General features: G+C 61.9%; 24 protein-coding genes and 1 riboswitch. Of the genes, 12 read left to right on the plus strand and 12 right to left on the minus strand.

The genetic code is table 11. The features are described 5' to 3' along the window. Positions 1 to 33: 33 nt before the first annotated feature. The 9 genes from CKO42_RS02390 to metK form a co-directional block, all read right to left on the minus strand. Positions 34 to 3225: an Eco57I restriction-modification methylase domain-containing protein gene (locus tag CKO42_RS02390; RefSeq protein ID WP_200238007.1), complete on the minus strand. Its 3192-nt coding sequence runs from the start codon at positions 3223 to 3225 to the stop codon at positions 34 to 36. Between the two features lie 85 nt (positions 3226 to 3310). Beyond that, positions 3311 to 3574, minus strand: coding sequence for a CCDC90 family protein (locus CKO42_RS02395; protein ID WP_200238011.1), 264 nt, complete (start codon positions 3572 to 3574; stop codon positions 3311 to 3313). Between the two features lie 62 nt (positions 3575 to 3636). Continuing rightward, the gene (locus CKO42_RS02400) at positions 3637 to 3891 is read right to left on the minus strand and encodes a PIN domain-containing protein (RefSeq protein WP_200238014.1); all 255 of its coding nucleotides are present in this window, start codon (positions 3889 to 3891) and stop codon (positions 3637 to 3639) included. Continuing rightward, positions 3884 to 4138, minus strand: a complete 255-nt coding sequence (locus tag CKO42_RS02405) for a UPF0175 family protein (RefSeq protein ID WP_200238017.1) — start codon at positions 4136 to 4138, stop codon at positions 3884 to 3886. Before CKO42_RS02405 ends, CKO42_RS02400 begins: the two co-directional genes overlap by 8 nt. Before the next feature lie 112 nt (positions 4139 to 4250). Beyond that, positions 4251 to 4667 carry a PIN domain-containing protein gene (locus CKO42_RS02410; RefSeq protein ID WP_200238020.1) on the minus strand — a complete coding sequence of 139 codons (417 nt, stop codon included), beginning with the start codon at positions 4665 to 4667 and terminating at the stop codon, positions 4251 to 4253. 5 nt (positions 4668 to 4672) lie between these two features. Beyond that, positions 4673 to 5032 (minus strand): type II toxin-antitoxin system Phd/YefM family antitoxin, encoded by a 360-nt coding sequence (locus CKO42_RS02415; RefSeq protein WP_207148642.1) that lies wholly within the window; start codon positions 5030 to 5032, stop codon positions 4673 to 4675. A 129-nt stretch (positions 5033 to 5161) separates the two neighbouring features. Then, complete coding sequence (metF, locus tag CKO42_RS02420; RefSeq protein WP_200238027.1) at positions 5162 to 6019, minus strand: methylenetetrahydrofolate reductase [NAD(P)H]; 858 nt, start codon at positions 6017 to 6019, stop codon at positions 5162 to 5164. A gap of 334 nt (positions 6020 to 6353) precedes the next feature. Further along, entirely contained in the window at positions 6354 to 7760 is a 1407-nt protein-coding gene (gene ahcY / locus CKO42_RS02425) for an adenosylhomocysteinase (protein ID WP_200238029.1), read from the minus strand. Between the two features lie 20 nt (positions 7761 to 7780). Beyond that, a riboswitch (S-adenosyl-L-homocysteine riboswitch) is annotated at positions 7781 to 7864 on the minus strand. A gap of 129 nt (positions 7865 to 7993) precedes the next feature. Continuing rightward, on the minus strand, positions 7994 to 9163 hold the full coding sequence (gene metK, locus CKO42_RS02430) for a methionine adenosyltransferase (protein ID WP_200238032.1): 1170 nt from the start codon (positions 9161 to 9163) through the stop codon (positions 7994 to 7996). A gap of 340 nt (positions 9164 to 9503) precedes the next feature. Between metK and CKO42_RS02435 the strand changes: the two genes are divergently transcribed. The 9 genes from CKO42_RS02435 to queE all read left to right on the plus strand — a co-directional run bounded on the left by CKO42_RS02435 (position 9504) and on the right by queE (position 20714). Beyond that, a complete protein-coding gene (locus CKO42_RS02435) occupies positions 9504 to 10061 on the plus strand; it encodes a thioredoxin family protein (protein ID WP_200238037.1) in 558 nt (185 codons plus the stop codon). Between the two features lie 521 nt (positions 10062 to 10582). Next, positions 10583 to 12595, plus strand: a complete 2013-nt coding sequence (gene tkt / locus CKO42_RS02440; protein WP_200238040.1) for a transketolase — start codon at positions 10583 to 10585, stop codon at positions 12593 to 12595. A 100-nt stretch (positions 12596 to 12695) separates the two neighbouring features. Then, positions 12696 to 13697, plus strand: coding sequence for a type I glyceraldehyde-3-phosphate dehydrogenase (gap, locus tag CKO42_RS02445; RefSeq protein ID WP_200238044.1), 1002 nt, complete (start codon positions 12696 to 12698; stop codon positions 13695 to 13697). A 265-nt stretch (positions 13698 to 13962) separates the two neighbouring features. After that, positions 13963 to 15144 (plus strand): phosphoglycerate kinase, encoded by a 1182-nt coding sequence (locus CKO42_RS02450; protein ID WP_200238051.1) that lies wholly within the window; start codon positions 13963 to 13965, stop codon positions 15142 to 15144. Between the two features lie 18 nt (positions 15145 to 15162). Next, the gene (gene pyk, locus CKO42_RS02455; protein ID WP_200238056.1) at positions 15163 to 16611 is read left to right on the plus strand and encodes a pyruvate kinase; all 1449 of its coding nucleotides are present in this window, start codon (positions 15163 to 15165) and stop codon (positions 16609 to 16611) included. Between the two features lie 99 nt (positions 16612 to 16710). After that, positions 16711 to 17775 carry a class II fructose-bisphosphate aldolase gene (fba, locus tag CKO42_RS02460; RefSeq protein WP_200238061.1) on the plus strand — a complete coding sequence of 355 codons (1065 nt, stop codon included), beginning with the start codon at positions 16711 to 16713 and terminating at the stop codon, positions 17773 to 17775. A 185-nt stretch (positions 17776 to 17960) separates the two neighbouring features. Next, on the plus strand, positions 17961 to 18662 hold the full coding sequence (queC, locus tag CKO42_RS02465) for a 7-cyano-7-deazaguanine synthase QueC (protein ID WP_200238081.1): 702 nt from the start codon (positions 17961 to 17963) through the stop codon (positions 18660 to 18662). Continuing rightward, entirely contained in the window at positions 18662 to 20008 is a 1347-nt protein-coding gene (locus CKO42_RS02470) for a 6-pyruvoyl trahydropterin synthase family protein (protein WP_242479062.1), read from the plus strand. Before queC ends, CKO42_RS02470 begins: the two co-directional genes overlap by 1 nt. 46 nt (positions 20009 to 20054) lie before the next feature. Continuing rightward, complete coding sequence (queE, locus tag CKO42_RS02475; RefSeq protein ID WP_200238085.1) at positions 20055 to 20714, plus strand: 7-carboxy-7-deazaguanine synthase; 660 nt, start codon at positions 20055 to 20057, stop codon at positions 20712 to 20714. A gap of 79 nt (positions 20715 to 20793) precedes the next feature. Here the strand turns inward: queE and CKO42_RS02480 are convergent, their stop codons facing one another. After that, complete coding sequence (locus tag CKO42_RS02480) at positions 20794 to 21900, minus strand: transglycosylase SLT domain-containing protein (RefSeq protein WP_200238090.1); 1107 nt, start codon at positions 21898 to 21900, stop codon at positions 20794 to 20796. A gap of 130 nt (positions 21901 to 22030) precedes the next feature. On the opposite strand from CKO42_RS02480, the gene CKO42_RS02485 reads away from it, so the two are divergent. The 3 genes from CKO42_RS02485 to dnaQ all read left to right on the plus strand — a co-directional run bounded on the left by CKO42_RS02485 (position 22031) and on the right by dnaQ (position 24136). After that, complete coding sequence (locus tag CKO42_RS02485) at positions 22031 to 22801, plus strand: class I SAM-dependent methyltransferase (protein ID WP_200238095.1); 771 nt, start codon at positions 22031 to 22033, stop codon at positions 22799 to 22801. Beyond that, positions 22788 to 23270, plus strand: coding sequence for a ribonuclease HI (gene rnhA, locus CKO42_RS02490; protein WP_200238105.1), 483 nt, complete (start codon positions 22788 to 22790; stop codon positions 23268 to 23270). Before CKO42_RS02485 ends, rnhA begins: the two co-directional genes overlap by 14 nt. Positions 23271 to 23368: 98 nt before the next feature. Continuing rightward, positions 23369 to 24136, plus strand: coding sequence for a DNA polymerase III subunit epsilon (gene dnaQ, locus CKO42_RS02495; protein ID WP_200238112.1), 768 nt, complete (start codon positions 23369 to 23371; stop codon positions 24134 to 24136). 253 nt (positions 24137 to 24389) lie between these two features. Here dnaQ and fnr read toward each other — a convergent pair whose 3' ends face one another. Then, on the minus strand, positions 24390 to 25148 hold the full coding sequence (fnr, locus tag CKO42_RS02500) for a fumarate/nitrate reduction transcriptional regulator Fnr (RefSeq protein ID WP_200238120.1): 759 nt from the start codon (positions 25146 to 25148) through the stop codon (positions 24390 to 24392). 387 nt (positions 25149 to 25535) lie between these two features. Continuing rightward, complete coding sequence (locus CKO42_RS02505) at positions 25536 to 25949, minus strand: sulfur globule family protein (protein ID WP_200238126.1); 414 nt, start codon at positions 25947 to 25949, stop codon at positions 25536 to 25538. Between the last annotated feature and the right edge of the window lie 24 nt (positions 25950 to 25973).

The following is a 25973-nucleotide window of genomic DNA, read 5'->3' on the forward strand; positions in this document are numbered from 1 at the left end:
TATCCGGTGGTCTAAGCGGCCTCGCTTTCTCGATTAGTGGGTCTCTATCGCCGCTTCGAGAAGTGTGATCTCCTCGTCGGTCAGCTCGAACAGCCTGTAGACGAGGCTGTCGATGCGCGCCTCGGCTTGGGCCATCTCCGCCGTCAGGCGATGGATCTGGACGCGGTCGCGGTTGATCCAGTCTTCCCAATCGGAGCGTTCAGCCAGCGGAATCTCGGCCTTGAAGGTCTTCTTGATCTCGGTGCGGAAGGCGGCGAAGTCGGGTAAGGTCCACCATTCTTGGAGCTTGGTGGTCAGTTTGGGCTGTCGGTCTGGCGGGCATAGATCGGGGATGCGGCGCAGGAGCGCTTGTTGGAGGTGCAAGCGTTCTTGGGCTGCAGATTGAGCGTTCTTCGTCAATGCGGCGAGTTCATCTCTAGCCTCATTGGGCATCCGCGGAATAACGGCCTGCTCAACATACTGTGAGTGCATCTGATGAAAGCCACCGCGGACCGGAACGCTTGTACCAGTAATCGTAAACCATGCGACCCTTGAGTTTAGGAATCCGGCGAGCCAAGTATCTGATGTGCCGATGAAATAGCATTTGTTGTTGGTGAACCGGCCAGTTTCTTGCTGAAATTGCGGTCTGCTACAAAACTCTGGGTACAGGATCTTTTGGCCTTCGAAGAAAGGCAAATAGGCCTCCTGCGCCTGCTGCAGCTCGTACCATGCCTGCTTGGTCGCGCGTTTCTCCAGCTTGTCTTTGAACGGCCATAGCCAGTCGCGAATCGCCGGATAGTCGTCGATGTCGATCCGGTTCTTCGGGATGTAGATCAGCCACAGCCCGCGCGGCTCGGCGCGCCAGCGTTTCAGATCCTTGCCTTCCAGAAAGGGTTTCAGCAGCTCGGCGGAACGGGGGTCTTGGGCGCAGAGCTGCTCCTTGGTCGGGGTGTCGATCACGAAGGCCTTGTTGAAGCCGGTCTTGATCCCATACAACGGCGAGCCATAGACCTCCTTCAGCGTCTTTTTCCCGGCGCGAATCTTGTCGCGCAACGCCCGCAGCGACGGATTCTCCAGCTCCCAGGAGCCGTCACCGAGCGCGGCTTGCGGATAGGGTCCAGCGGCGGCCTCCCAACTGGCGAGGAAGTTGGTGTCTGGCAGGCTGTCCAGCTTCCAGAACCGCAGCGCGTGGTCTGTCGGCGCGACGCCCTTCTTCAGGGTCAGGATCGCCGGGTAGGTGGTGACGCCCTCAAAGACCTGCAGATCGCCAAAATCGACCACCGCTTCAAGGGTCGCCTCGCGCAGCAGATAATTGCGCAGCGGCTTGCCGGAGCCGGTCTTGAAGAAGGTGTTCGAGGAGATGAAGCCGAGTCGGCCACCGGGTTTCAATAGTTGCAGGCCGCGCTCGTAGAAATAGCAATACAGATCGGCGCGGTCGGAGACGACCTGGTAATGCTGCTCGAGATAAGGCTTGAGCGGCTTCAGCAGTTCCATGCGCACATAGGGTGGGTTGCCGAGCAGGATATCGAAGCCACCTTCGGCGAGGATCTCGGGAAAGGCCTGCGCCCAATCGAAGCCGCGCCCGAGATAGGCGAAGCCATCCTCATCGATCAGGCTGTCGCCGACCTTGAGGTTGTCGGAGAGGCTATCGAGCGTCTTGCCGCGCCGGGCGGTCTTGATCCAGAGCGAGAGCTTGGCGATCTCGACGCTTTCGACGTTGACATCGACACCGAACAGATTGTTGGTCAGGATCTCGCTGTCCGGGTCGAGCAGATCGTCGACGTATCCTGGCCTGCCTTCCAGCTCGGTAATCTTCTGATTGACGCGCGCCAACTCGGTCTTCATGAACTCGAAGGCCATGATCAGGAACACGCCCGAGCCGCAGGCGGGATCAAGGATGCGCAAGGTCTTGAGTCGGTCGCGATACGCCTGCCAGGCCTCGAGCTCGGCGGTCTTTCGTCGCCAGGCGATTCGGCTGTAATCGGAGAGGTCGCTGTCTTTCTTGGCGTGCGCGCGCAGGATCTCGGTGAAGATCTCGGTGAGATGCGCGCCCAAGGTTTCGGCGACGATGAAGCGCGCGATGTAGTCGGGCGTGTAGACCACGCCATCGCGTTTGCGCCGCCCGCTGGTGCCGCTGGTCTTCTCCGGCTGCGTCTCTTCACCGCGTGCCTGCGCCTGCAAACGCTCTACATCGGCGATGGACTGCTCGAAGATATGCCCGAGCACGGTGACCGAGACCTCCGAGGCGAAATCATAGTCGCCGAGGGTCTTGAAGCCCTCGCAGAGGCTGTCGGCGAGCGGAAGGCTGTCGATGGTCGCGTCGCTGGCGAACAGACCACCGTTGTAGGGCGGGATCTTCAGTCGCTCGCTACCTTGATCGATGGCCCGGAACAGGCCCTTGAAGTTGTCCCAGATCGGCCGCGGGTTATAGGGATCGCTGGCGCTAAAGGCGTTGACCAGGGTGTTGCCAGGTAAGAGGCCGGTGTCCTCGGCGAAGGCGATGAACAGCACCCGGTCGAGGATCTTCTGGGCGATAGCGATGGCTTGCAGCGGATCGATGCTTTGGCTTGCCGCGCGGACCGCATTGATCAACTGGAAGCGGAGCGCCTTGTAATCCTGATACAGGCTATCGGTGATGTCCTTGTCTTCGCGGCGGCTCTCGTGCAGCAGCTCAAGCGTGCGCCCGGAGAGGAGATTGTCGGCGGCGAGCAGGAGGATGAAGCGGGCGTATTCCTCGGGCTCGGTGAGCCGTTCGAGCCAGAAGCGCTCAAAGGCCGTGGTGCCCTCGCCAAAGCCATAGAGGCGCAGCTCGATCATGTTCGAGACGATGACCCATTTCACGCCGCGGGCGTTCATGGCGTATTCCCATGCCTGCTGCACCGGGCTCTTGTTGCGGCCGGGCATGATGGCGTCGAGGTCGCGGGTATCGGCGCCCTTCAGCTCGAAAGGCGCCAGAATCTCGGGCGTCTTGCCGCCAAAGCGGCCGAGCGCGAGATCGACGCTGCCGCGCAGGATGCTCTGTTCCGTCGCCAGGCTGTATTTGGCGCCGCTGGTCGGCCCCTGGTAACCGAGCACGCCTTCGACGATCTTGGCCGCGAACTGGCCGTGGAGCGCGACCTCCTTGAGGGTCTCGATGCGCCGGTCCCGGATCATCTCGGCCCAGGCTTCGAGCAGGCTGAGGTGGTCCGTTGGAATCGTTTGGGCGGCTCGGTTGCGCGCGATCGTTTTGGGGTTGAAGAGGTGCAACGCTGTCTTCCTGATGGGTGGCGGTCGCAGGCTAGCGCGATCGCGAGCTAGCGGCAATGCCAGCATGGCTCCGGATGCTAAGGCCTCACAGCAGCTTGACCAGCGTGGCAATGACCGCGATCGCGATGGTCATCATCCCGCCGAGCTTGATGATGAGGCGATATTCCAGCTCGCGAACCTCGGCCTTCAGGGCCAGTTCCAGCGCCTGCAGATCGGTCTTGGTCGCCAGCTCGGCCTCAATGTGAGCGGCGCGAAACGCCTCGGAGATCGCCTCGGCCTGGCTCTCGGGAATGCCGGCATCCTTGAGCGTGCGGATGAATCGATGGGTATCGAGGGTGACGGTGGTCATGCGCGGCCGTTGTCAGTCAGTTCTTCGCCAACGTGTTCTAGTAATCTTGGCCAGAGGCCGTGCTACTCGCCGGTTTCGCCAGAGCCGAGATCCCAACTCAAGATGTTTGCCGGCGGGACTTCGTCGTCCACAATGATCGCAGACTCGAGAGTCGTCAGCGTCTGAGCCGTACGCTCGCCGTCCGGTTTGGCGCTGACCTCTCGAATCACCGCTCTGGGCACCGCAATTTCTCCCGCCAAGGCGCCGAGCAGCTGAATCTGCTCGACCTTGCCAAGCAAGATCAACGGCGAGGCGTTGACGACCCAGCGGTTAGGCACCATGAATTTCGTCGGCGATCTCGTCGGCCGTGACTTGGCAAGCCGGAACTTTGCGGCGGTGGAGTTCTTCCAAGAATTCCCCGCGGGTCAGCTCGGCCAGTTCGGCTGCCTTTCCCTGCGAGACGACCCCTTGCGCGTACCACTGGACCGCCGCGGCGATGCGCATCTCTCGCGCGAACTCCCGCGGCGCTAGGCGCAGCGCGCCGAAGGCCGATGTATCGAAATCGAAGGTGATCGTGGTCGTCATGGTTCCGCTCACGGTTGTCACTGCTTCAAATGATTGAGTCAAGCTCCGGGATTCGGGATCGTTCCGTGCACCACGCGCTGCACTGTGCTGACACCGATACCCAACCCGCCGTTCAGTCTGTTGCGCGAAACTCGAAGGGATTGAGCAGCTCGACACCAAAGCTGGCGAAATCCGTGACATTGCGCGTCACCACCTTGAGTCCTTGCACCTTGGCAATAGCGGCGATCATGGCGTCTTCGTAGAGGGGGTCCGAGGTGCGGTGCATCAGCCTCGCCCAGCAACGGAATGCCGGCCCATCCATGGGCAGGAGATTGTAGGAGCCACTCAGCAGATCCAGCCAGGCTTCGATGTCCTTGGCTTTCTCGGCATCCTGCTCGCGCGTCAACTCAATGCCGGCCTGAATTTCGCCCAGTGTGACGGTGGCGAGATGAAGATGGGTGTCGTCAACCGATTTGAGCCAGGCGATCACAGCGCCATGTGGCCGTTGTTTGCGCAACTCAGAGACGACGTTGGTATCAAGCAGGTACACAGCGCTTACTCCAGCCTGGTGGCGGGTCGCCGCCGAGCCTTGCCGCGCGGGGGTACAAGCTGGTCGGTGCGGGCCGTATCAGTGAGCAGCAACTGCTTGAGTGAGGGCCGTGCGGCCACCTGAAGCCGTCGCCAATCGTCAATGGGAACCAGCACGGCGGTTTCGATCCCGCGTCGGGTCACCACCTGAGGGCCTTCGCTCACGCAAGCATCCAAGAATTCACTAAAGCGCGCTTTCGCGTCCTGAACGGGCCAACTGAGCACTGGGGTTCTCCAGATTGAAATGACTAGGCATAAGACTAGTCTATCCTCGCCTCGGCCTCTGAACAACTCCGTTTTGAGAACCCTGGCGCCGAAACGAAGCATCAGCAGCCCGATGACCACCTACCAACTCGTAAGACCGCCCGCACTGAGGGCAGTGCGAGCGGCATCGGCTTTGTCTATCCAGCCATGTTCTGGCGTTGAGCCGATCAACCAGTGCCCCGATGCCGGGGGCTAGCCAGCCTCGGGCAACCCAAGCTCACGCCAGAGCTTCAGCGTCGGGGCCGACTGGTTCATGGTGTAGAAATGCAGGCCGGGCGTACCGCCATCGAGTAGCCGCTGGCAGAGCTCGAGCACCACGTCATGGCCGAAGCTGCGAATCGATTCCTTGTCATCGCCGAAGCCTTCGAGCCGCTTCCTGATCCAGCGCGGGATCTCGGCGCCGCAGGCATCTGAGAAGCGCGCCAGCTGCGAATAGTTGCTGATCGGCATGATGCCAGCAACGATGGGTACCTCGATCTGCATCCGCTGACATTCCTCGACGAACCAGAAGTAGGCCTCGGCGCTGTAGAAATACTGGGTGATCGCCGCATCGGCGCCAGCCTCGACCTTGCGTTTGAAGTTCTCGAGATCGGCCCGGGCGTTGCGTGCCTGGGGATGGAACTCGGGGTAGGCGGCAACCTCAATGGTGAAGCGATCGCCGTATTCCTCGCGCAGAAAGGTCACCAGCTCGTTGGCATAGCGGAAGGTGCCGAGGCCGGTGCGGCCCATGCCGGAGGGCATGTCGCCACGCAGCGCGACCAGGCGGTTGATGCCCTTGTCGATGTAATGGCCGACGATGTCGCGGATCTCGTTCTTCTCCGAGCCGATGCAGGCCAGATGCGGGGCGGTGTCGATGTCTTGCTCGCGCAGCCAGTCGACGGTGGCGAAGGTGCGCTCGCGGGTCGAGCCGCCGGCGCCATAGGTGCAGGAGAAATAACGTGGATTGACGGCGTTGAGCCGTTGAACGGTGGTCTTGAGCTTGTCCATCCCCTCGTCGGTCTTGGGTGGGAAGAGCTCGAAGCTGAAGGTGCGGTCGTTGAGATCGGTCATGGAGGTCTCCGGTCGTCTTTACCGTGAAACAGGGGGTTCGTCGTCCGGGGTGGCGACGCGCGCTGTCCGAGACCCCGAAACAGAGGCTTCAGGGTCCGGGGCGACACACCATGAGCGCTAGGCGCTGATAACCGCTCTCTGTGGGCGCCTAGTGCAAGGTCGTGCGCCGGCGCGCGTCGCCGACAGGGTCCGGGGATCGGTACGCAAACGGCCCTGGGCAGGCGATGCTCAGGGCCGTGCGTCGCTAGCATCAGCAAGCATCAGCAAGCATTAGCCCGAGCGCCGCTCGCAGCGAGGCTCGGGCGCGATGCCGCTTAGTACCGCTCAGTAGCGCTTAGTACCGATAGTGGTCGGACTTGAACGGCCCCTCAACGGTGACGCCGATGTAGGCGGCCTGCTCGGGCGAGAGCTGGGTCAGCTTGGCGCCAACCTTCTCCAAGTGCAGCCGCGCGACCTCCTCATCGAGATGCTTGGGTAGGATGTGCACGCCGAGCGGGTACTCATCCGGCTTGTTGAAGATCTCGATCTGGGCCAGGACCTGGTTGGTGAACGAGTTCGACATCACGAAGCTCGGGTGGCCCGTGGCACAGCCCAGGTTCACCAGGCGACCACGCGCCAGCAGGGTGATACGGTGACCATCCGGGAAGATGATCTGATCGACCTGCGGCTTGATCTCGATCCACTCCAGATCCTTGAGCTTGTTGACCTGGATCTCATTGTCGAAGTGGCCGATGTTGCAGACGATGGCCTGGTCCTTCATTCCGGCCATGTGCTCGGCGGTGATGATGTCCTTGTTGCCGGTGGCGGTGACGAAGATGTCGGCTTGGTCGATGACGTCCTCGAGCCGGACCACGCGGTAGCCTTCCATCGCCGCCTGTAGGGCACAGATCGGGTCGATCTCGGTGACCCAGACGTTGGCGCCGAGGCCGCGAAGCGAGGCCGCCGAGCCTTTGCCGACGTCGCCATAGCCGCAGACCACCGCGACCTTGCCGGCGATCATCACATCGGTGGCGCGCTTGATGGCGTCGACCAGCGACTCGCGGCAGCCGTAGAGGTTGTCGAACTTGGACTTGGTGACCGAGTCGTTGACGTTCATCGCCGGGAACAGCAGGTTGCCCTTCTTGAACATCTCGTAGAGGCGATGCACGCCGGTGGTGGTCTCTTCGGTAACGCCCTTGATGTCGATGGCAAGCTTGTGCCAATGCTCGCGGTCGCGCTCGAAGGTGCGGCCAAGCACGCCGAGTACGGCGGTCATCTCTTCGTCGTCATCGGCGGTCGCGGCGGGCACCGCGCCGGCCTTCTCGAACTCGACGCCCTTGTGCACCAGCAGGGTGGCGTCGCCGCCGTCGTCGAGGATCATGTTCGGCCCCTTGCCGTCGGGCCAGTTCACCACCTGCTCGGTGCACCACCAGTACTCTTCCAGGGTCTCGCCCTTCCAGGCATAGACCGGGATACCGCGCGCGGCCATAGCGGCGGCGGCATGGTCCTGGGTCGAGAAGATGTTGCACGAGCACCAGCGTACCTCGGCGCCGAGCTCGACCAGGGTCTCGATGAGGACCGCGGTCTGGATGGTCATGTGCAGACTGCCGGTGATGCGCGCGCCCTTGAGCGGCTGGCTCGGGCCGTACTTCTTGCGCAGCGCCATCAGGCCGGGCATCTCGGTCTCGGCGATGTTCAGCTCTTTGCGACCGAAGTCGGCGAGGGCGATGTCTGCAACCTTATAGTCGTTAAACTCACTCATGGTATTCAGCTCCTGAGTATCTTGAGTGAGCGCCGTTGATCTGAATGGTCCCTTCGCGAGCCTGGCAGGACGTCTGTGGTCCTGTTGCAGCGCTCCTCGCGCGGGATTGGGTCGGGCAGTGGGAGGGCCGGTGACAGCGATGCTCCCTGTTTCTGGATGGCGATGCGTCCTAGAGACGTACCCTGAATCTGTTGCGATTCAGCGTCTGGGATGGCACCACGTCATGAGCAGCCTTAGAGCCCAGCAGCCTCCTTCAGTGCCGCAGCCTTGTCAGTGCGCTCCCAGCTGAACTCGGGCAGCTCGCGTCCGAAATGGCCATAGGCGGCGGTCTTGCGGTAGATCGGCTTGACCAGATCGAGCATCTTGATCAGCGCATAAGGACGCAGGTCGAAGTGCTCACGCACCAGCATCGCGATGCGGTCTTCATCGATCTTGGCGGTCCCGAAGGTCTCGACCGAGATCGAGGTCGGCTCAGCGACGCCGATAGCATAGGAGACCTGGATCTCGCAGCGGTCGGCGAGGCCGGCGGCAACGATATTCTTCGCCACGTAACGGCCAGCGTAGGCGGCCGAGCGGTCGACCTTGGAGGGGTCCTTGCCGGAGAAGGCGCCACCGCCATGACGGGCCATGCCGCCGTAGGTATCGACGATGATCTTACGCCCGGTCAGGCCGCAGTCGCCCACGGGTCCACCGATGACGAAGCTGCCGGTCGGGTTGATGTGGATCTTGGTGTCCTTGTGCATCCACTCGGTCGGGATCACCGGCTTGATGATGTTCTCCATCACCGCTTCCTGCAGGTGCTTGTAGTCGATGTCCGGGTCATGCTGGGTCGAGAGCACGATGGCATCGACCGAGGCGACCTTGCCGCCTTCATAGCGCATGGTGACCTGACTCTTGGCGTCCGGGCGCAACCATTCGAGCACGTTCTCCTTGCGCATCTCCGACTGGCGCTCGACCAGGCGATGGGCGTAGGTAATCGGTGCTGGCATCAGCACGTCGGTCTCGTTGGTCGCGTAGCCGAACATCAGGCCCTGGTCGCCAGCGCCTTGCTCCTCGGGGCTGGTGCGGTCGACACCCTGGGCAATATCGGTCGACTGCTTGCCGACCAGCGACATCACCGCGCAGGTGCTGCCGTCGAAGCCGACATCCGAGTTGTTGTAGCCGATGTCGTTGACGACGCCACGCACGAGCTCGTCGAAATCGACCCAGTGGTCGGTGGTGATCTCACCGGCGACGATGACCGCGCCGGTCTTGATCATGGTCTCGCAGGCGACCCGAGCGTGCTCGGGGTTGCTGTCGTTGGCCAGGATGTTGTCAAAGACGGCATACGAGATCTGGTCGGCAACCTTATCCGGATGGCCCTCAGAGACAGACTCCGAGGTGAAAAGGAAATTCTCTGACATAAATAGCAGGTCTCTCGTTAGGGTTCGCCCAGGCAACCAGCAGAAGGCCGGTTGCGCCAGGTTGCGAACGGTTAATCATTCGACGAGAGCAGACCAGTGTAAACGATCATCGAGCGCGTTCACAGGGGAGTCGGCTACTCAAGGGCCTCACACGAGATCCTTCTCGGCGCGAGTTATCTTAGCAAAAACAATTCGCTGAAGAAGGTCTGCGGGGGCTAATCCGTTGCTTGAAGATCGCGCTAAATGGCTCGTTTTTATCGCACTCAGGGCCTTGGTATGGGTGACTGTTGGGTTACCATAGGGCGTCCATAAAGTTGAGTGCTTAGGAGGGTTTTTAGCGATGGTTTCACTCGAAACGCCGGTCTGCGACTTTGGTCAGAAGGCGCCTGACTTTGCGCTGCCAGGGGTCGATGGTCGGACCTGGCGGCGCGATGACTGTGTGGGTCCCAACGGCCTATTGGTCATGTTCATCTGCAACCACTGTCCGTATGTGAAGGCGGTTCGCGAGCGACTGGTGCGCGATACGCGCGAGCTGATGACGCTCGGGGTTGGCAGCGTCGCCATCATGGCGAACGACCCAGCGGACTACCCTGAAGATTCGTTCGAGGCTATGAAGGCGGTCGCGCTCGAATACGATTTCCCGTTTCCCTATCTTATCGATGAGAGTCAGCAGGTTGCCAAGACGTTCGGAGCGATCTGTACGCCGGATTTCTTTGGCTATAACGCTGCGCTCGAGCTGCAGTATCGAGGCCGGCTCGACGAAAGTCGCAAGGAGACCGCTCCGGAAGGCGTCCGTCGGGATCTGTTCGAGGCGATGAAGCAGGTCGCCGAGACCGGCCACGGCCCCGAGCATCAGATTCCGAGCGTCGGTTGCTCGATCAAGTGGCGGGACGACTGATCATCGAGCCAGCCGAGGGTCGACTTGTGTGTCGAGGGTTCGGTCGGCCCCGGATAATCTGAATGAGGTCTCTTCTGAGGTATCTCCCCTAAGTGTTTCGCCTGGCACGAGATCCGAGTCTGCATGAGGGGGTCGTGAGGATCTGATGCAGCCGAGAGTACTTGCGTAAAACGCTTCAGTAATCCTTAATATTGGGATCTGGTAACGCAGCTCGAGCCTGAATCGAGGCAATTATCTTGGCTAATCGGTCGGGTTTCGGCGAGAATAATCGGCTCATGCCCGCTGTCAGCAGCGGCCTTGCCCGGGTGTTCGGCTGCTCGACCGCATTTGCCATCCAGACGAATTTCCAGGGCATTGACCTCCAAGTCGGCTATCCCCGCTTGGGCTCGGGTCCTTACAGTAACGACGCGCGATCCGCTGCCGTGCAGACGTGCTAGCCGCCGCGGCCGCTTCGGTCGAGGCGCGCTTGTACGTTCACGAATAACTTAGTCACCCGAAAGAAACTTGATCAGGAGGGGCAGATGTCCTCACGCAGAGAACTAGCCAACGCCATCCGTGCACTCAGTATGGATGCGGTCCAGAAAGCCAACTCTGGACATCCGGGCGCGCCAATGGGCATGGCGGATATCGCCGAAGTGCTGTGGAACGATTACATGCAGCACAATCCGGAGAATCCGAGCTGGCCCGACCGCGACCGCTTCGTGCTCTCGAATGGCCATGGCTCGATGCTGCTCTACTCGTTGCTCCATCTTACTGGCTACGATCTGAGTATCGAGGACATCAAACAGTTCCGCCAGCTGCACTCAAAAACCCCGGGCCATCCCGAGTACGGCTATGCGCCGGGCATCGAGACCACCACCGGTCCACTTGGTCAGGGCGTCAGCAACGGCGTTGGTATGGCGCTGGCCGAGAAGGTGCTGGCTGCGCAGTTCAACAAGCCCGGCCATGAGATCGTTGATCACTTCACCTATGTCTTCCTCGGTGATGGCTGCTTGATGGAAGGCATCTCGCACGAGACCTGCTCGCTGGCTGGGGCCCTCGGCTTGGGCAAGCTGATCGCCTTCTACGACGACAACAACATCTCGATCGACGGCGAGGTTCGCGGCCATGGCGATACCCCAGCCTGGTTCCTCGACGACACGCCAAAGCGCTTTGAGGCCTACAACTGGCATGTGATCCCGAAGGTTGACGGCCATGACGCTGAGGCCGTCAAGGCGGCGATCGAGCAGGCGCGGGCGGTGACGGACAAGCCAACACTGATCTGCTGCCAGACCATCATCGGCTTCGGCTCGCCGAACAAGCAAGGCAAAGAGGAATGCCACGGCGCTGCGCTCGGCGACGACGAGATTGCACTGACCCGCGAGGCACTGGGCTGGACCTATCCGCCATTCGAGATCCCGGACGCGGTCTACTCGGGTTGGGATGCCAAGACGCGTGGTGCTGCCGCCGAGGCTGCTTGGAACGAAAAGTTCGCCGCCTATAAAGCCGCCTTCCCGGCCGAGGCTGCTGAGTTCGAGCGCCGCATGGCGGGCGAGCTGCCTGAAGACTTCGACGCCAAGGCCTGGGAGTTCATCAAGGCCGTCGACGCCAAGGCCGAGAAGATCGCGACGCGTAAGGCCTCGCAGAATGCGATCAATGGCTTTGCCCCGCTGTTGCCCGAGCTGCTTGGCGGTTCCGCCGATCTGGCCGGCTCCAACCTGACGCTCTGGTCCGGCGCCAAGGGCGTCAGCCCGAAGGATGCCAGCGGCAACTATGTCTATTACGGCGTGCGTGAGTTCGGCATGTCGGCCGTCATGAATGGTGTGACGCTGCATGGCGGCCTCAAGCCCTACGGCGCCACCTTCCTGATGTTCATGGAATACGCTCGCAATGCGGTGCGCATGGCGGCGCTGATGAAGATCAATCCGATCTTCGTCTACACCCACGACTCGATCGGTCTTGGCGAAGACGGCCCAACCCATCAGCCGGTCGAGCAGGTCTCGATCCTGCGCCTGACCCCGCGCATGTCGACCTGGCGTCCCTGTGATGCAGTCGAGAGCGCGGTGGCCTGGAAGCTTGCGATCGAGCGCGCCGAAGCGCCCACCGCCCTGATCTTCTCCCGACAGGGTGTGCCGCACATGCAGCGCACCGAGGCGCAGATGCGCGCGATCGAGAAGGGCGCCTATGTGCTGCGCGACTGCGACGGCACTCCAGACGCGATCATCATCGGTACCGGCACCGAGGTCGAGCTGGCGAAGGCGGCGGCTGAGCAACTGAGCGCCAAGGGCCGCAAGGTGCGGGTCGTCTCGATGCCTTCCATGGATACCTTCGACGCCCAGGATGCGGCCTATAAGGAGTCGGTCCTGCCGGACGCGGTCAAGGCGCGCGTCGCGGTTGAGGCTGGTGTCACCAGCCTGTGGCCGAAGTACGTCGGCATGCACGGCAAGATCATCGGTGTCGACCGCTTCGGCGAGTCCGCTCCAGCACCGGCGATCTACAAGGAGTTCGGCGTCACCGCCGAGGCCGTCGCCGAGGCCGTCGACAGCCTGCTCTAAGGCCTACATCGATCGCCTTGTTCAGCGCGGTGCCCCGCGCTGACAGGGCGAATCGAGTTCTCACCCGTTCTTTAGTACTCGTCTACGAGGAGTTCCCCCCATGACACTTAAAGTTGGCATCAACGGTTTTGGTCGTATCGGTCGCATGGCCTTCCGCGCAATCGCCAAGGATTTCCCGGACATGCAGGTGGTCGGCATCAATGACCTGCTCGATCCCGAATACCTGGCCTACATGCTGAAATACGACTCGGTGCATGGCAACTTTGCTGGCGATATCTCCGTCGATGGCAACACCATGACCGTCAACGGCAACGCGATTCGCCTGACCGCCGAGCGCGATCCGTCGAAGCTGGCTTGGGGCGACGTCGGTGCCGATCTGGTGCTCGAGTGCACCGGCTTCTTCCTGACGACCGAGAGCTGCCAGGCACACATCGATGCGGGTGCCAAGAAGGTCGTGCAGAGCGCGCCGTCGAAGGACGCCACGCCGATGTTCGTCTACGGCGTCAACCACAACAGCTATGACGGCCAGGCGATCATCTCCGCCGCCTCTTGCACCACCAACTGTCTGGCGCCGGTCTCCAAGGTGCTGAACGACAACTGGGGCATCAAGCGTGGCCTGATGACCACCGTGCACGCGGCGACCGCGACCCAGAAGACCGTTGATGGTCCGTCGCAGAAGGACTGGCGCGGCGGTCGTGGCATCCTCGAGAACATCATCCCGTCCTCGACCGGCGCCGCTAAGGCCGTCGGCAAGGTGCTGCCCGAGCTCAATGGCAAGCTGACTGGCATGGCCTTCCGCGTGCCGACCTCGGACGTCTCGGTGGTCGACCTGACCTGCGAGCTGAACAAGGATGCGAGCTACGAGGACATCTGCGCGGCGATGAAGGCGGCCTCGGAGTCTGGCGATCTGGCCGGTGTGCTGGCCTACACCGAAGACAAGGTCGTCTCGACCGACTTCCGCGGCAAGGGCACGCCGTCGATCTTCGATGCCGGCGCTGGCATCATGCTCGATAGCACCTTCGTCAAGGTCGTCGCCTGGTACGACAACGAGTACGGCTACACCTGCAACTTCCTGCGTCTGGCGCAGCACGTTGCTGGCTGAATGAGCTGAGATCGCTGCTCGGTGGGCTGGGCGGCTGTATCGTCCAGCCCACCGATCGCAAGCCATGATTCGGCGCCGAGCGACGCGCAACCTGAGTCCGCGTGCGCGGGTAAACGACAAGCCGGTAGAAGACTGCAGCCAAAGCAGCGGCTGCCTGAGCTAGACGCGGCTGTCCGAGCTGCACAGCAAGAACGATGCGGAAAGCCAGGCCGGTTTTCCCGATCGCTCAAGGCTTTTTAACACCATCTCGATGAGGCTCTCTGCTATGTCCTTCACCAAACTCACCGATCTTGATCTGGCCGGCAAGCGGGTTCTGATCCGCTCCGATCTCAACGTCCCGGTCAAGAGCGGCAAGGTCACCTCCGATGCGCGCATCAGCGCCTCGCTGCCGACCTTCGAGCACTGCCTCAAGGCCGGCGCCAAGGTCATGGTGATGTCGCACCTGGGGCGTCCGGAAGAGGGCGTTTACTCCGAGGAAAACTCGCTGGCGCCGGTCGCCGCTGACCTTGGCGCGAAGCTGGGCCGCGAGGTGCGCCTGGTCAAGGATTATCTGGAGACCGCCCCTGAGGTTCCCGATGGCGAGTTGGTGCTGCTCGAGAACGTGCGCTTCAACAAGGGTGAGAAGAAGGACGACGAGGCGCTGTCGAAGCAGTATGCAGCGCTTTGCGATGTCTACGTGATGGATGCCTTCGGCACCGCCCACCGCGCCCAGGCCTCGACCCATGGCGCTGGCAAGTTCGCCCCGACCGCTTGCGCTGGCTTGCTGCTGGCCGAGGAGCTGGACGCGCTGCAGAAGGCGCTGGCCGAGCCTAAGCGGCCGATGGTGGCGATCGTCGGTGGCTCCAAGGTCTCGACCAAACTGACCGTGCTCGAGGCGCTATCGACCAAGGTCGATCAGCTCGTCGTCGGCGGTGGTATCGCTAACACCTTCATTGCGGCAGACGGCCACAATGTCGGCAAGTCATTGTATGAGGCTGATCTGGTTGGCACCGCCAAGGCGCTGATGGAGAAGGCAACCGCTGCCGGCGCGACCATCCCGATCGCGACCGATGTGGTCTGCGGCAAGCAGTTCGATGAGAACGAGCCGGCGTTGACCAAGCCAGTGGCCGAGGTTGAGGATGACGACATGATCTTCGACATCGGACCGGATAGCGCCAATGCGCTTGCTGAGATCATCAAGAATGCGGGCACCGTAGTCTGGAACGGCCCGGTTGGCGTGTTCGAGTTCGATCAATTCGGCGAGGGTACCAAGACCATCTCGATGGCGATTGCTGAGACCGAGGCCTTTACCCTGGCTGGTGGTGGCGACACCATCGCGGCGATCCAGAAGTACGATATCTACGATCGCGTCTCTTACATCTCGACTGCAGGCGGCGCCTTCCTCGAGTATCTTGAGGGCAAGACCCTGCCGGCGGTGGCGATGCTCGAAGCGCGGGCGAAGGGCTAAAATTGAAACGAGCCTAAGATGCCAAGACGTACCAAAATCGTTGCGACCTTCGGCCCCGCCACCGACGCTCCCGGTGTGCTGGAGGCGATGATGGATGCGGGCCTCAACGTGGTGCGGCTGAATATGTCGCACGACTCGCACGATCGCCATCGGGAGCGGGCCCGTCGTGTGCGTGAGGCCGCCCTTGCCAAAGGGCATCCGCTCGGGCTGTTGGTCGATTTGCAGGGGCCAAAGATCCGCATCGGTCGCTTTGCCGAAGGCGCAGTCGAGCTGGCCGAGGGCGCGGATTTTGCCATCGACGCCGCGTGCCCACTCGATGGCGGCGATGGCACGCGCGTCGGTACCACCTTACCGAGCATGGTCGAGGATGTTGCGCCAGGTGACCTGTTGCTGCTCGATGACGGGGCGATTGAGCTGCGGGTCAAGGCTGTCTCGGGCTCACGCATCGATTGTACTGTGGTGCTCGGCGGTAAGCTGTCGAACAACAAAGGCATCAATAAGAAGGGCGGCGGACTCTCAGCGCCAGCCTTGACCGAGAAAGATAAGGCCGACATCGTCTTTGCCGCCGAGGTCAAGGCCGACTATGTCGCCGTCTCGTTCGTTTGCAACGGCAACGACGTTCGGCTCGCGCGGCAGCTGCTCGAAGAGGCCGGTGGCAAGGGCGGCATCGTGGCCAAGATCGAGCGCGCGGAGGCCTTGACCGCGCTTGAGGACATCATCGATGCCTCCGACGCGGTGATGGTGGCGCGTGGTGATCTCGGGGTGGAGATCGGTGATGCCGAGCTGCCGGCCGTGCAGAAACGACTGATCAGCATGGCGCGCGATCGCAACAGCGTCGTCATCACCGCGACGCAGATGATGCAGTCGATGATCGAGAACCCGATTCCAACCCGGGCCGAGGTCTTCGACGTCGCCAATGCGGTGCTCGATGGCACCGATGCGGTGATGCTCTCGGCTGAGACGTCGGTGGGTAAGAATCCCGCCAAGGTGGTCGAGGCGATGTCACGCATCTGCGCCGAGGCCGAGAAGGAGCGCCTGGTGCGCCGCTCTGGCCATCGCATCGATGCCGTCTTTGGCCGCGTCGACGAGGCCATCGCAATGGCCACCATGTACACCGCGAACCATCTGGGTGTGAAGGCGATTGCCGCCCTGACCGAGTCTGGCTCAACGGTCAAGTGGATGTCGCGCATCAGCTCTGGTATCCCCATCTATGCGATGACCCGCCAGGTTCCAACCCGTCGAAAAGTAACCCTTTTCCGTGGCGTCTATCCGGTAAGATTCGATGTCTCGAGTACCAACATTCACGAGGTCAACATGGAGGTCATCGAAGAACTGCTGCGCCACGGCACCGTCCAAGAGGGCGATCTGGTGCTGATCACCAAGGGCGATCGCTCCGGTGTCGAGGGGCAGACCAACATCATGAAGATCATGCGTGTCGGCGAGCACCGGCTGCTAGCCGGCGATTGATTCATCCGGTAGATTCATCTGACTGACCCATCCGATAGACTCATCGGCAACCGACTTTTTGCACCAACCTTTTATTTTCAACGACAGAGGAGAACCGCAATGGCCCTTATTTCGCTTCGCCAGTTGCTAGACCACGCCGCTGAGCATCAGTATGGCGTCCCGGCATTCAACGTGAACAACCTCGAGCAGATGCGGGCCATGATGGAGGCCGCCGACGAGACCGATTCGCCGGTCATCTGTCAGGCATCGGCCGGTGCCCGCAAGTACGCTGGCGCCCCCTTCCTGCGCCACCTGATCTTGGCCGCGATCGAGGAATTCCCGCACATCCCCGTCGTCATGCATCAGGACCACGGTTCCTCGCCAGCCGTGTGCCAGCGTTCGATCCAGCTCGGCTTCAGCTCGGTCATGATGGATGGTTCCCTCGGCGAGGACATGAAGACGCCGATGGATTACGACTACAACGCACGCACCACCCGTCAGGTGGTCGATATGGCGCATGCCTGCGGTGTATCGGTCGAGGGTGAGCTTGGCTGCCTCGGCTCGCTCGAGTCTGGTATGGCTGGTGAAGAAGACGGCTCCGGTGCCGAAGGCGTGCTGGATCACAGCCAGCTGCTGACCGACCCCGAAGAGGCGGCCCGATTCGTCGCCGACACCAAGGTCGACGCCCTGGCGATTGCCATCGGCACCAGCCATGGCGCCTACAAGTTCACCCGTCCGCCGACCGGTGACATCTTGGCTATCGAGCGCATCAAGGAGATCCACGCCCGCATCCCAGATACCCATCTGGTCATGCACGGCTCCTCATCGGTGCCGCAGGAGTGGCTGAAGATCATCGACCAGTTCGGTGGAGCGATGGGCGAGACCTACGGTGTGCCGGTCGAAGAGATCGCCGAGGGCATCAAGAACGGCGTGCGTAAGGTCAACATCGACACCGACCTGCGCATGGCTTCGACCGGAGCCATCCGCAAGCATCTGGCCGAGAACCCGAAGAACTTCGACCCACGCAAGTATCTCGCGGCCTCGACCCAGGCCATGAAGGAGATCTGCAAGGCGCGCTACGAGGCCTTCGGTACTGCCGGTAACGCGAGTAAGATCCGCGCACTCTCGCTGGAGGCGATGACCCAGCGTTATGCCAAGGGCGAGCTTGACCCCAAGGTCAACTAATTGCCAGCCGCATTTGCGGAGATCGTAAAGGGCGCCTCGGCGCCCTTTTTGCTTGGTTGTCGCTCTTAAGGCGGTCCATGTTCTATTGCCCGATGCTCGTCCAACACTGGACCCCAGATCGGGAAGAGGTTGATGGGCAGTCTCTAACATGGCTGCTGACGTAAAGTCAGAATGGAGATTGAATGATGGCGAATGCGGTTGTGCTGCTGAGTGGTGGGCTGGACTCGGCGACTGCGCTCGCGATCTGCCGCGAGGCCGGCTACGACGCCTATGCGCTCTCGTTTCGCTATGGACAGCGGCATCTGATCGAGTTGGATGCGGCGGCCGTCGTCGCCGCTGCGCTCGGCGCGCGCGAGCATCTGATCACCGAGATTGATCTGCGGCGTTTTGGTGGTTCGGCGCTGACCGCCGATATCGCCGTGCCGAAGGATCGGGACGCCCAAGCGATTGCGGGGGCTGGCATCCCGGTCACCTACGTGCCAGCGCGCAATACGGTGTTCTTGTCCTTCGCCTTGGCCTGGGCCGAGGTGCTCGAAGCCAACGACATCTTTATCGGCGTCAATGCCCTCGACTACTCCGGCTATCCAGACTGCCGGCCCGAATTCATCGCCGCCTTTGAGCGCATGGCCAACTTGGCGACGGCGGCAGGGGTTGAGGGACGCCAACATCTACGCATCCATGCACCCTTGATGACCATGAGTAAGGCCGAGATTATCCGTCGCGGCACCGCGCTCGGGGTCGATTACGGGCTCACCAGTAGCTGCTATGACCCGGCGCCCGATGCCCGTCCTTGCGGACACTGCGACTCCTGTCAGCTGCGAGCCAAAGGCTTTGCCGAAGCTGGGCTCACTGATCCGTTACTGCAGCGCTTTGCGGGACAAGTCTGATGTCTGAGCGCCTGTTTCACAAAGCCGCAGCAGGGTTTGAGGCCGCACGGCGGTTGCCGACGCTGCCGCTAGGCCATCAAGAGCAGCGCTTGCATGGCCATAGCTTCAAGGCCCGCGTGCTGGCCGAGCTGCCGGCAGGTTGGGGCGGCTTCGACGGCGCTGAGACCGATGCGCTTGCCGACGCCTTGCGCGGTGCGATCGAAGTGCTCGACTACCGCGACCTCAATCAGCAGCTCGAGCTGCCGAGCGACGAGCATCTGGCTGCTTGGGTGCAACGGCAGCTGATGGGCGTTCGCGGTGTCCCTGGTATTGCACAGGTTGGCGTTCAAAGCACCAGCGAGCAGGGCGTCGAGTTGGGCAGGGTTTTTCCTGAGCTAGACCCTGAGTCGAAACCTGTAAGCACGGATACGACAGGGGTGGATGCGACAAGGACGGATGCGACAAGGACGGATGCGACAAGGACGGATGCGACAAGGACGGATGCGACAAGGACGGATGCGACAAGGACGGATGCGACAAGCGCGGACTCGGCAGGCTCGGACGCGGTTGCCGGTGATGATGTGCGCAAGATCCATGTCTGGCGCCGTTTCCGATTCGAGGCCGCACATCGGCTGGTGAATGTGCCGCCGGATCATCAGTGTGGTCGCATGCACGGACATGGTTTCGAGGTCATCCTGCACGCGCAGCAGCGCTTTGGCGGGCCGTCCGATGGTCTGGCCGAGAAGACCGCGAGCAGCGGGAGCCATTACGACCAGCTCGGCGCGATCTGGTCACCGCTGCATGCCGAGCTCGACCACCGGTGCTTGAATGATCTCCCGGGTCTGGAGAATCCAACCAGCGAGCTGCTGGCTTTCTGGATCTGGCAGCGTCTCAAAGCGGTGCTACCGGAGCTGTCGCTGGTGAGTGTCTATGAGACCGCGACAGCAGGCTGTCATTACGATGGTCGCGAATACCGGATCTGGAAGGAGCTGCGCTTCGAGGGGGCACTGCGCCTCACTAAAGCGCCGGCACCCGATGCCCGGCGGCGTCTGCATGGGCATAGTTATCTGCTCAGGCTGCATCTGACCGCGCCCCTGGATGAGGTGCTTGGTTGGACGGTCGACTACGGTGATGTCAAGGCGTTGTTCAAGCCAATCTATGCGCAGCTTGATCATCATGAGCTGAATGGGCTTCCGCAGCTCGCCGACCCGAGTGCGGCAGGGATTGCTCGCTGGATTCGCAGGGCTGTCGCCGATGTGCTGCCACAGGCGGATCGACTCGAGCTTACCGAACGGCCAGGTTGCGGCGTGCTGTTGTGCTGGGGAGCATCGGTACCGCGGCGAGAGGTCACCGTGCTGCCGCTCTAGATGCGCGTCCAGAACAGCGAGTCAAGACAGCTTAGCCAGCGCAGCCATGCCTTCGAGCTACCAGATAAAAGAGGCCTTCTACACCTTGCAGGGGGAAGGTGCCCGGAGCGGGCGTGCCGCCGTTTTTTGTCGCTTTTCGGGCTGCAACCTCTGGTCTGGCCTCGAGCGTGACCGGGCCGGCGCGATCTGCACCTTCTGCGATACCGATTTTCGCGGCACTGATGGCCCCGGGGGCGGTCGATTCAATGGTGCTGAGGCCCTGGCCGAGCATATCTTGGCGCAGTGGATCGGCCAGTCGGCGTCGGGTGACGGGAGTAGAGGGCGGCGTTACGTCGTCTGCACCGGCGGCGAGCCGCTGCTGCAGCTCGACGCGGCCTTGATCGCGGCTCTGCATGAGCGCGACTTCGAGATCGCCGTCGAGACCAATGGCACGCAGCCAGCCCCTCCAGGCATCGACTGGCTCTGCGTCAGTCCGAAAGCAGATGCGCCTCTGGCGCTGAGGTCCGGTGATGAGCTCAAGTTGGTATTCCCGCAGCCTGATGCACCACCGGAGCGATTTGCGGACCTAGACTTCGCGCAGTTCTTCCTGCAACCGATGGACGGGCCGCAGCGTGCCAAGTACACCGATTGGGCGGTTGACTATTGCAGGCGTCATCCGCAATGGCGCCTGAGTCTGCAACTGCACAAGCTGCTCGGCATCCCATAACAGCAGGTGATGATGGCAGGCCGCCGATGGCCAAGCCGGGAGGCGGCTGTTGCCGAAACAAGCTTTGACAGCAATCGCCTCAGCTGTCGCCGGCGCTGAGTGCTGCTCCGGTTGGCTCGTCTGCTGTCGCCGCTAAGCTCGGTGCCTTGAGTGTTCCTGCCTGCGCCAGTGCTGTGCGCAACTTATCGCCAGTGCCCGCGGGAACCAAGACCAGGTGGGGTCCGCTTGGGAGCGTCTTACCGCGCTTCAGCCCAGGGTTGAGCCGTTTCAGCTGCGTGACGGTGACACCACAGGCACGAGCGGCCTGAGCGAGGTCGATCTGCTGCCGGGATTCGACCACCTCGACACGCGGGCGATTTGCGATCTGTGGCATCTCGAGCCCCAACGCAGCATGCTCTCGCACCAGCTTGGCGATCGCGAGCAGCTTGGGCACGTAGTTTTCCGTTTCGGTCGGCAGGTCGAGGGACCAGAAATCGATCGGCTTGCCCGCTGCTTTATTGGCCCGCTGCGCTGCACGCACGCGGCCTGGACCCGCATTGTAGCCGGCCAGCGCCAATGCCCAGTCGCCGTCGAGCTCGCGATGCAGCTGACGTAGATAGGCGATGGCACCGCGCGTCGACGCCAAGATATCGTTGCGTCCGTCGTACCAGCTGTTCTGCTTGAGGCCCATCTCGACGCCCGTGTACGGCATGAACTGCCACATGCCGGTCGCGCTCTTGGGCGACACGGCGTGCGGGTTATAGCGGCTCTCGACCTCGGGCAGCAGCGCGAGTTCGGCCGGTAGGCCACTGCGCTCGAGCTCTTCGATGATCAGGTGCAGATACGGCTGCGCTCGCTGACTCAGATCCGTGAGATAATCGCTGTCTCGCTTGAGTGCGCGCATCGCTTGCGCGACGCGCTGATGATCGGTCACTCCAAGACTTTCGCCATAACGGACGCGATCCCAGAGGTCGCCGCTGGCTCCAGCACCGGCAGTGCGATGCCGACGCTTGGTGTTGCCATCCTCGCGGCCGATGACGCGGACGTCGAGGGCGGGTCGGACGTAGCCGTACTCTCGCGCTGAGACCGAAAAGGTCTGGCCATTGGCGATGTCATCGCCGATTGGTCGTTGGCTGGCGCAGCCACTGAGCTGGAAGGGAAGGCCGATCGCGACCGAGAGCAGAAGGATGCGGGCAGCACTTTGCATAAGAGACTGGGCAGCGGCTGGATGAAAAAAAGATGCGCTTTGTGAGTATTTTATCGCGCCTCGTGCCCCGAATATACGGGAAAACCCGAGGTCTTTCCAGCCGTAGGCACGACCGATGTCGAGACCTTCGATGAGGTCCCGCTGCGAGGATGATAGCGCTGCCATCGAGGGCCTAGCCGAGTGGCTCAACACGGCCGTTGGTCGCGAGGTTGCGCGTGTCGAGCGCGAATCTGTCGACCGGATGATCGAGAATTCCTTTGGCCACTTCTTGGTCCAGATCGGTTGCCTTGGTGACTTCCACGACGCCTTCGAGCATAGCCGTATCCGGTCGCACGTGGTGCTCAGCGAACGATCTTGCGTGAGTTGGGGCGGCTCGCCCCTGCGCGCGAAGCCAGCTGAACTGCCCCTGGCGCCGGCCAGTATCGATGCCTTGCTCTTGCCGCACACGCTCGACTTCGCGTTGCAGCCGCAACGCGTGCTGCGCGAGGCTGAGCGGGTTTTGATCCCGGAGGGGCGCATCCTGATTATTGGCTTCAACCCATTGAGTACCTGGGGCCTGATGCGCAGGGCGCCGCATCATCGACAGGCCCCCTGGTGTGGTAATCAGCTGACCTCATCGCGCCTCATCGACTGGCTCGATCTGCTGGGCTTTCAGCTCGAGATGCGCGAGTGGCTGTTGTTTCGTCCCCCGCTGCGCTCCGCCTTCAGTAGTCGTCTCGATTGGATCGAGGAGACCGGCGCACGCTGGTGGCCGATCTTCGGCGGCATCTACGTGATGCGCGCAGTAAAGCGCGTGACCCTGTCCACCCCGCTTCGGCCGCGCTGGAGACAACGCTCGGCGTTTCTGCCTGGTGGCGCCGTTAAGCCAACCGCTCGTCAAGGTAATCATGCTCGTCAGTAACGCGTCTCCCGCAAACCCACAGCTTGATCGCGCAACGCCCGCGGTTGAGGTGTTTACCGATGGGGCCTGTAAAGGCAATCCCGGGCCAGGAGGTTGGGGCGCCTTGATGCGCTACGGCGCACACGAGAAGGAGCTTTACGGTGGTGAGCGACAGACCACGAATAACCGTATGGAGCTGATGGCGGTGATCCAGGCGCTGGAGGCGCTGAAGCGGCAGAGCACCGTGATCCTCACCGTCGACTCGCGCTATGTGCAGGATGGAGTCGAGCGCTGGATGGCGCGCTGGAAGCGCAACGGTTGGATGACCAAACAGGGCAGTCCGGTGAAGAACCAGGACCTCTGGCTAAGGCTCGATCAGGCACTCGCTGGCCATCAGGTGAGCTGGCGCTGGGTGCGTGGGCACAGCGGCCATGCCGAGAATGAGCGTGCGGATCAGCTCGCCAATCGGGGCATCCCGACGCGAGCTTGATCTCGCGGCTGATCAAGTCACCTGCTTGTCCGCAACCACTCGGCGCGCCGCCATCCTGGCGATGAGCCGATTGCGTCAGGCTAACGAGGAATGACCGCATGCGACAACTTGTTGTCGATACAGAAACCACTGGGCTCGAGCCGAGCGAAGGCCATCGAGTGATCGAGATCGGCTGCGTCGAGGTGGTCGAGCGTCAGCTGACCAAGGCCAACTTCCACCGGTATCTGCAGCCCGATCGTGAGATCGATGCCGGCGCGGTCGCGGTGCATGGCATTTCGAATGCCTTCCTCGCCGACAAACCGCGCTTCGCAGAGATTGCCGAGGAGCTGATCGAGTATCTCCGTGGTGCCGAGCTGGTCATCCATAACGCCGCCTTCGACGTCGGCTTCTTGAATCACGAACTGAGCCAATGGCGTCCAGATGCCCCTCGTATCGAGGATATTTGCACGGTAGTCGACACCTTGGCGCTGGCGCGTAAGCGCCATCCCGGGCAACGCAACAGTCTCGACGCACTCTGTCGGCGCTACGAGATCGATAACACTCGGCGCGATTTGCACGGTGCCTTACTCGACGCGGAGATTCTCGCCGACGTCTACCTGGCGATGACAGGCGGCCAGGTTTCGTTGGCGCTCGGTAGTGAGGCGAATCGCGATGGTCGCGATGGAGGGGGCGAGGCTGAGGGCGCCCCAAGACGGGTGCGAAAGGATAGGCCCGCTTTGCGCATCGTGCGTGCGACTGAACTCGAACAGTCAGCCCATCGGGCCCGTCTAGAGGCGATCAACGCGGTTAGCCAAGACGGCTGTGTCTGGCTCTCGTTATCGGGCGCGACAGGATCCGACAGGGTACCGGATGGGGCGCAAGACTGAGATTGATCGGCTAGCCCCGCCCCAAGCAAACGTGGAGCGGATCTCTGCTGGCCGAAGTTTTTGCTGACCCGAGTCTTTGCTGATCCGAGTTTTTGCTGATCCCAGTGGTCTCGGCGCGCGAGCAACAATAACCTGAATGCTTGCGAATCTTGAGGCGCGTGCTTTCGCGAAAACCCTTTCACGAATATCCTTTCGCGAAGGTCGAGCTGCCCACCCGTTGAACGGATGGCTGCTAGGTGTCTTAGTTCGTGTCTTAGTTCGAACGTTGCTTATGTGCGCTAGACGGAGGCGCCCCCGCCATCATTTCGAGAGCGCTTAGGTTGAGCACCTCGACATGCTTACGATCGACGCGGAGCAGCCCATCCTCTTGGAAGCGTGTGAAGAGCCGACTGACGGTTTCTACCGCGAGCCCGAGGTAGCTGCCGATCTCATGCCTCGACATGCTCAGATAGAAGTCGGTTGGCGAGAGGCCGCGCTTGCTCAATCGACTTGACATGCTCGTCAAGAAGGCTGCTAGGCGTTCCTCGGCGTTTTTCTTGCCGAGGAGCAGCAACATGTCGGCGTCCTGCCCGATCTCTTTGCTCAGCAGTCGATACATCTGGTGCTGCAGGGAGGGGATCGCGGCGGCTAGCTCCTCGAAGCGCTGGAAGGGGACTTCACAGATCGCCGAGGTCTCGAGCACCTTGGCCGAGCAGGCATGGCACGCTTTATCGATCGCGTCGAGGCCGATGATCTCGCCGGGAAGGTGGAAGCCGAGCACCTGCTCACCGCCCTCCTCGCTGGGCGCATAGGTCTTGACCGACCCGGTCTTGACGACATAGAGGGACCGGAAGCGCTCGCCACCGCGGAACAGGTGGTCACCGCGGTGCAGTGGACGGGATCGCTTGATGATCGAGTCGAGACGTTCGACATCTTCCGGCGCGAGGCCCATTGGCAGACAGAGCTGCGACAGTGAGCAGTTCTTGCAGGCGACTCGGATCGTGTCGAACGAGATTACTTTTCGCTGAGTCAAAGCAAGATTCCAGTGAGTTGTTTGACCTTATTCTGCAACTCAAGTTGACATGCATCAAGCGTCAATCTGACTTACATACACGCGCGCTGCGCAGTGGAATAGCCGGTCGAGGTTTCGCAGGGGGGTCGCGAAGCCTACCACGAAGGGGGGCGAGTGCGACGATCGGGCGTTACAAGACAGCGGCGAACTTCCGATCGGGGACATCGATCGGGGCACCGACGCGCTCGCAGACAGCGGTGAGGGCTGAGCCGGCGGAACGGTGGCGAAGGGGGTCGCTGAGTGTCATCGGAGATCCGGGGATCTCGTGATGTAATCGCCTCGAGCCAATAGAAAAAGCCGCGCCGAGGCGCGACTCAATGCGTAACGGTGATAAACCGCTACTTTGACTTATTTGGCCTCAGGAGCAGCCGGGGCAGCCGGAGCCATGGGTGCGCCGTAGGGCATGCCATAAGGAGCGCCGTAGCCGTAGGGGGCACCATAACCGTAAGGCGCGCCATAGCCATAGCCCGGGTTGCCGTAGCCGTAGCCATCGCCGTAACCACGGCCATAGCCGTAGCCACGCCCGCGACCATAGCCACGACCGCCGCCGCTCATGCTCATGTTGAAGTCGCCATAGCCGTCACCGACCATGTCGCTGAACATGTCGCCCATGCCGTCGCCCCAGCCGCTTCCGTAGCCAGGTCCGCCGTAGCCGGGACCGCCGTAGCCAGGACCGCCCCACCAAGCCTGAGCAGCGCCTATCGAGAAGGCGGCGCTGGTGGCAATAGCGGCGATGCCGAGTACCTTTGCAAACTTGGACATTGTGATGCTCCGTAAGGGTGGTGA

It is taken from the genome of Lamprobacter modestohalophilus (assembly GCF_016583905.1).
Lineage (GTDB): Bacteria > Pseudomonadota > Gammaproteobacteria > Chromatiales > Chromatiaceae > Lamprobacter > Lamprobacter modestohalophilus.

What these genes read in the sequence shown, in the direction of transcription:
- CKO42_RS02395 (WP_200238011.1), bottom strand. Translation starts at nt 3,574, where the DNA reads ATGACCACCGTCACCCTCGATACCCATCGATTCATCCGCACGCTCAAG.
- CKO42_RS02405 (WP_200238017.1), bottom strand. Translation starts at nt 4,138, where the DNA reads ATGACGACCACGATCACCTTCGATTTCGATACATCGGCCTTCGGCGCG.
- CKO42_RS02415 (WP_207148642.1), bottom strand. Translation starts at nt 5,032, where the DNA reads ATGCTTCGTTTCGGCGCCAGGGTTCTCAAAACGGAGTTGTTCAGAGGC.
- metF (WP_200238027.1), bottom strand. Translation starts at nt 6,019, where the DNA reads ATGACCGATCTCAACGACCGCACCTTCAGCTTCGAGCTCTTCCCACCC.
- ahcY (WP_200238029.1), bottom strand. Translation starts at nt 7,760, where the DNA reads ATGAGTGAGTTTAACGACTATAAGGTTGCAGACATCGCCCTCGCCGAC.
- metK (WP_200238032.1), bottom strand. Translation starts at nt 9,163, where the DNA reads ATGTCAGAGAATTTCCTTTTCACCTCGGAGTCTGTCTCTGAGGGCCAT.
- CKO42_RS02435 (WP_200238037.1), top strand. Translation starts at nt 9,504, where the DNA reads ATGGTTTCACTCGAAACGCCGGTCTGCGACTTTGGTCAGAAGGCGCCT.
- tkt (WP_200238040.1), top strand. Translation starts at nt 10,583, where the DNA reads ATGTCCTCACGCAGAGAACTAGCCAACGCCATCCGTGCACTCAGTATG.
- gap (WP_200238044.1), top strand. Translation starts at nt 12,696, where the DNA reads ATGACACTTAAAGTTGGCATCAACGGTTTTGGTCGTATCGGTCGCATG.
- CKO42_RS02450 (WP_200238051.1), top strand. Translation starts at nt 13,963, where the DNA reads ATGTCCTTCACCAAACTCACCGATCTTGATCTGGCCGGCAAGCGGGTT.
- pyk (WP_200238056.1), top strand. Translation starts at nt 15,163, where the DNA reads ATGCCAAGACGTACCAAAATCGTTGCGACCTTCGGCCCCGCCACCGAC.
- fba (WP_200238061.1), top strand. Translation starts at nt 16,711, where the DNA reads ATGGCCCTTATTTCGCTTCGCCAGTTGCTAGACCACGCCGCTGAGCAT.
- queC (WP_200238081.1), top strand. Translation starts at nt 17,961, where the DNA reads ATGGCGAATGCGGTTGTGCTGCTGAGTGGTGGGCTGGACTCGGCGACT.
- CKO42_RS02470 (WP_242479062.1), top strand. Translation starts at nt 18,662, where the DNA reads ATGTCTGAGCGCCTGTTTCACAAAGCCGCAGCAGGGTTTGAGGCCGCA.
- queE (WP_200238085.1), top strand. Translation starts at nt 20,055, where the DNA reads ATGCCTTCGAGCTACCAGATAAAAGAGGCCTTCTACACCTTGCAGGGG.
- CKO42_RS02480 (WP_200238090.1), bottom strand. Translation starts at nt 21,900, where the DNA reads ATGCAAAGTGCTGCCCGCATCCTTCTGCTCTCGGTCGCGATCGGCCTT.
- CKO42_RS02485 (WP_200238095.1), top strand. Translation starts at nt 22,031, where the DNA reads ATGAGGTCCCGCTGCGAGGATGATAGCGCTGCCATCGAGGGCCTAGCC.
- rnhA (WP_200238105.1), top strand. Translation starts at nt 22,788, where the DNA reads ATGCTCGTCAGTAACGCGTCTCCCGCAAACCCACAGCTTGATCGCGCA.
- dnaQ (WP_200238112.1), top strand. Translation starts at nt 23,369, where the DNA reads ATGCGACAACTTGTTGTCGATACAGAAACCACTGGGCTCGAGCCGAGC.
- CKO42_RS02505 (WP_200238126.1), bottom strand. Translation starts at nt 25,949, where the DNA reads ATGTCCAAGTTTGCAAAGGTACTCGGCATCGCCGCTATTGCCACCAGC.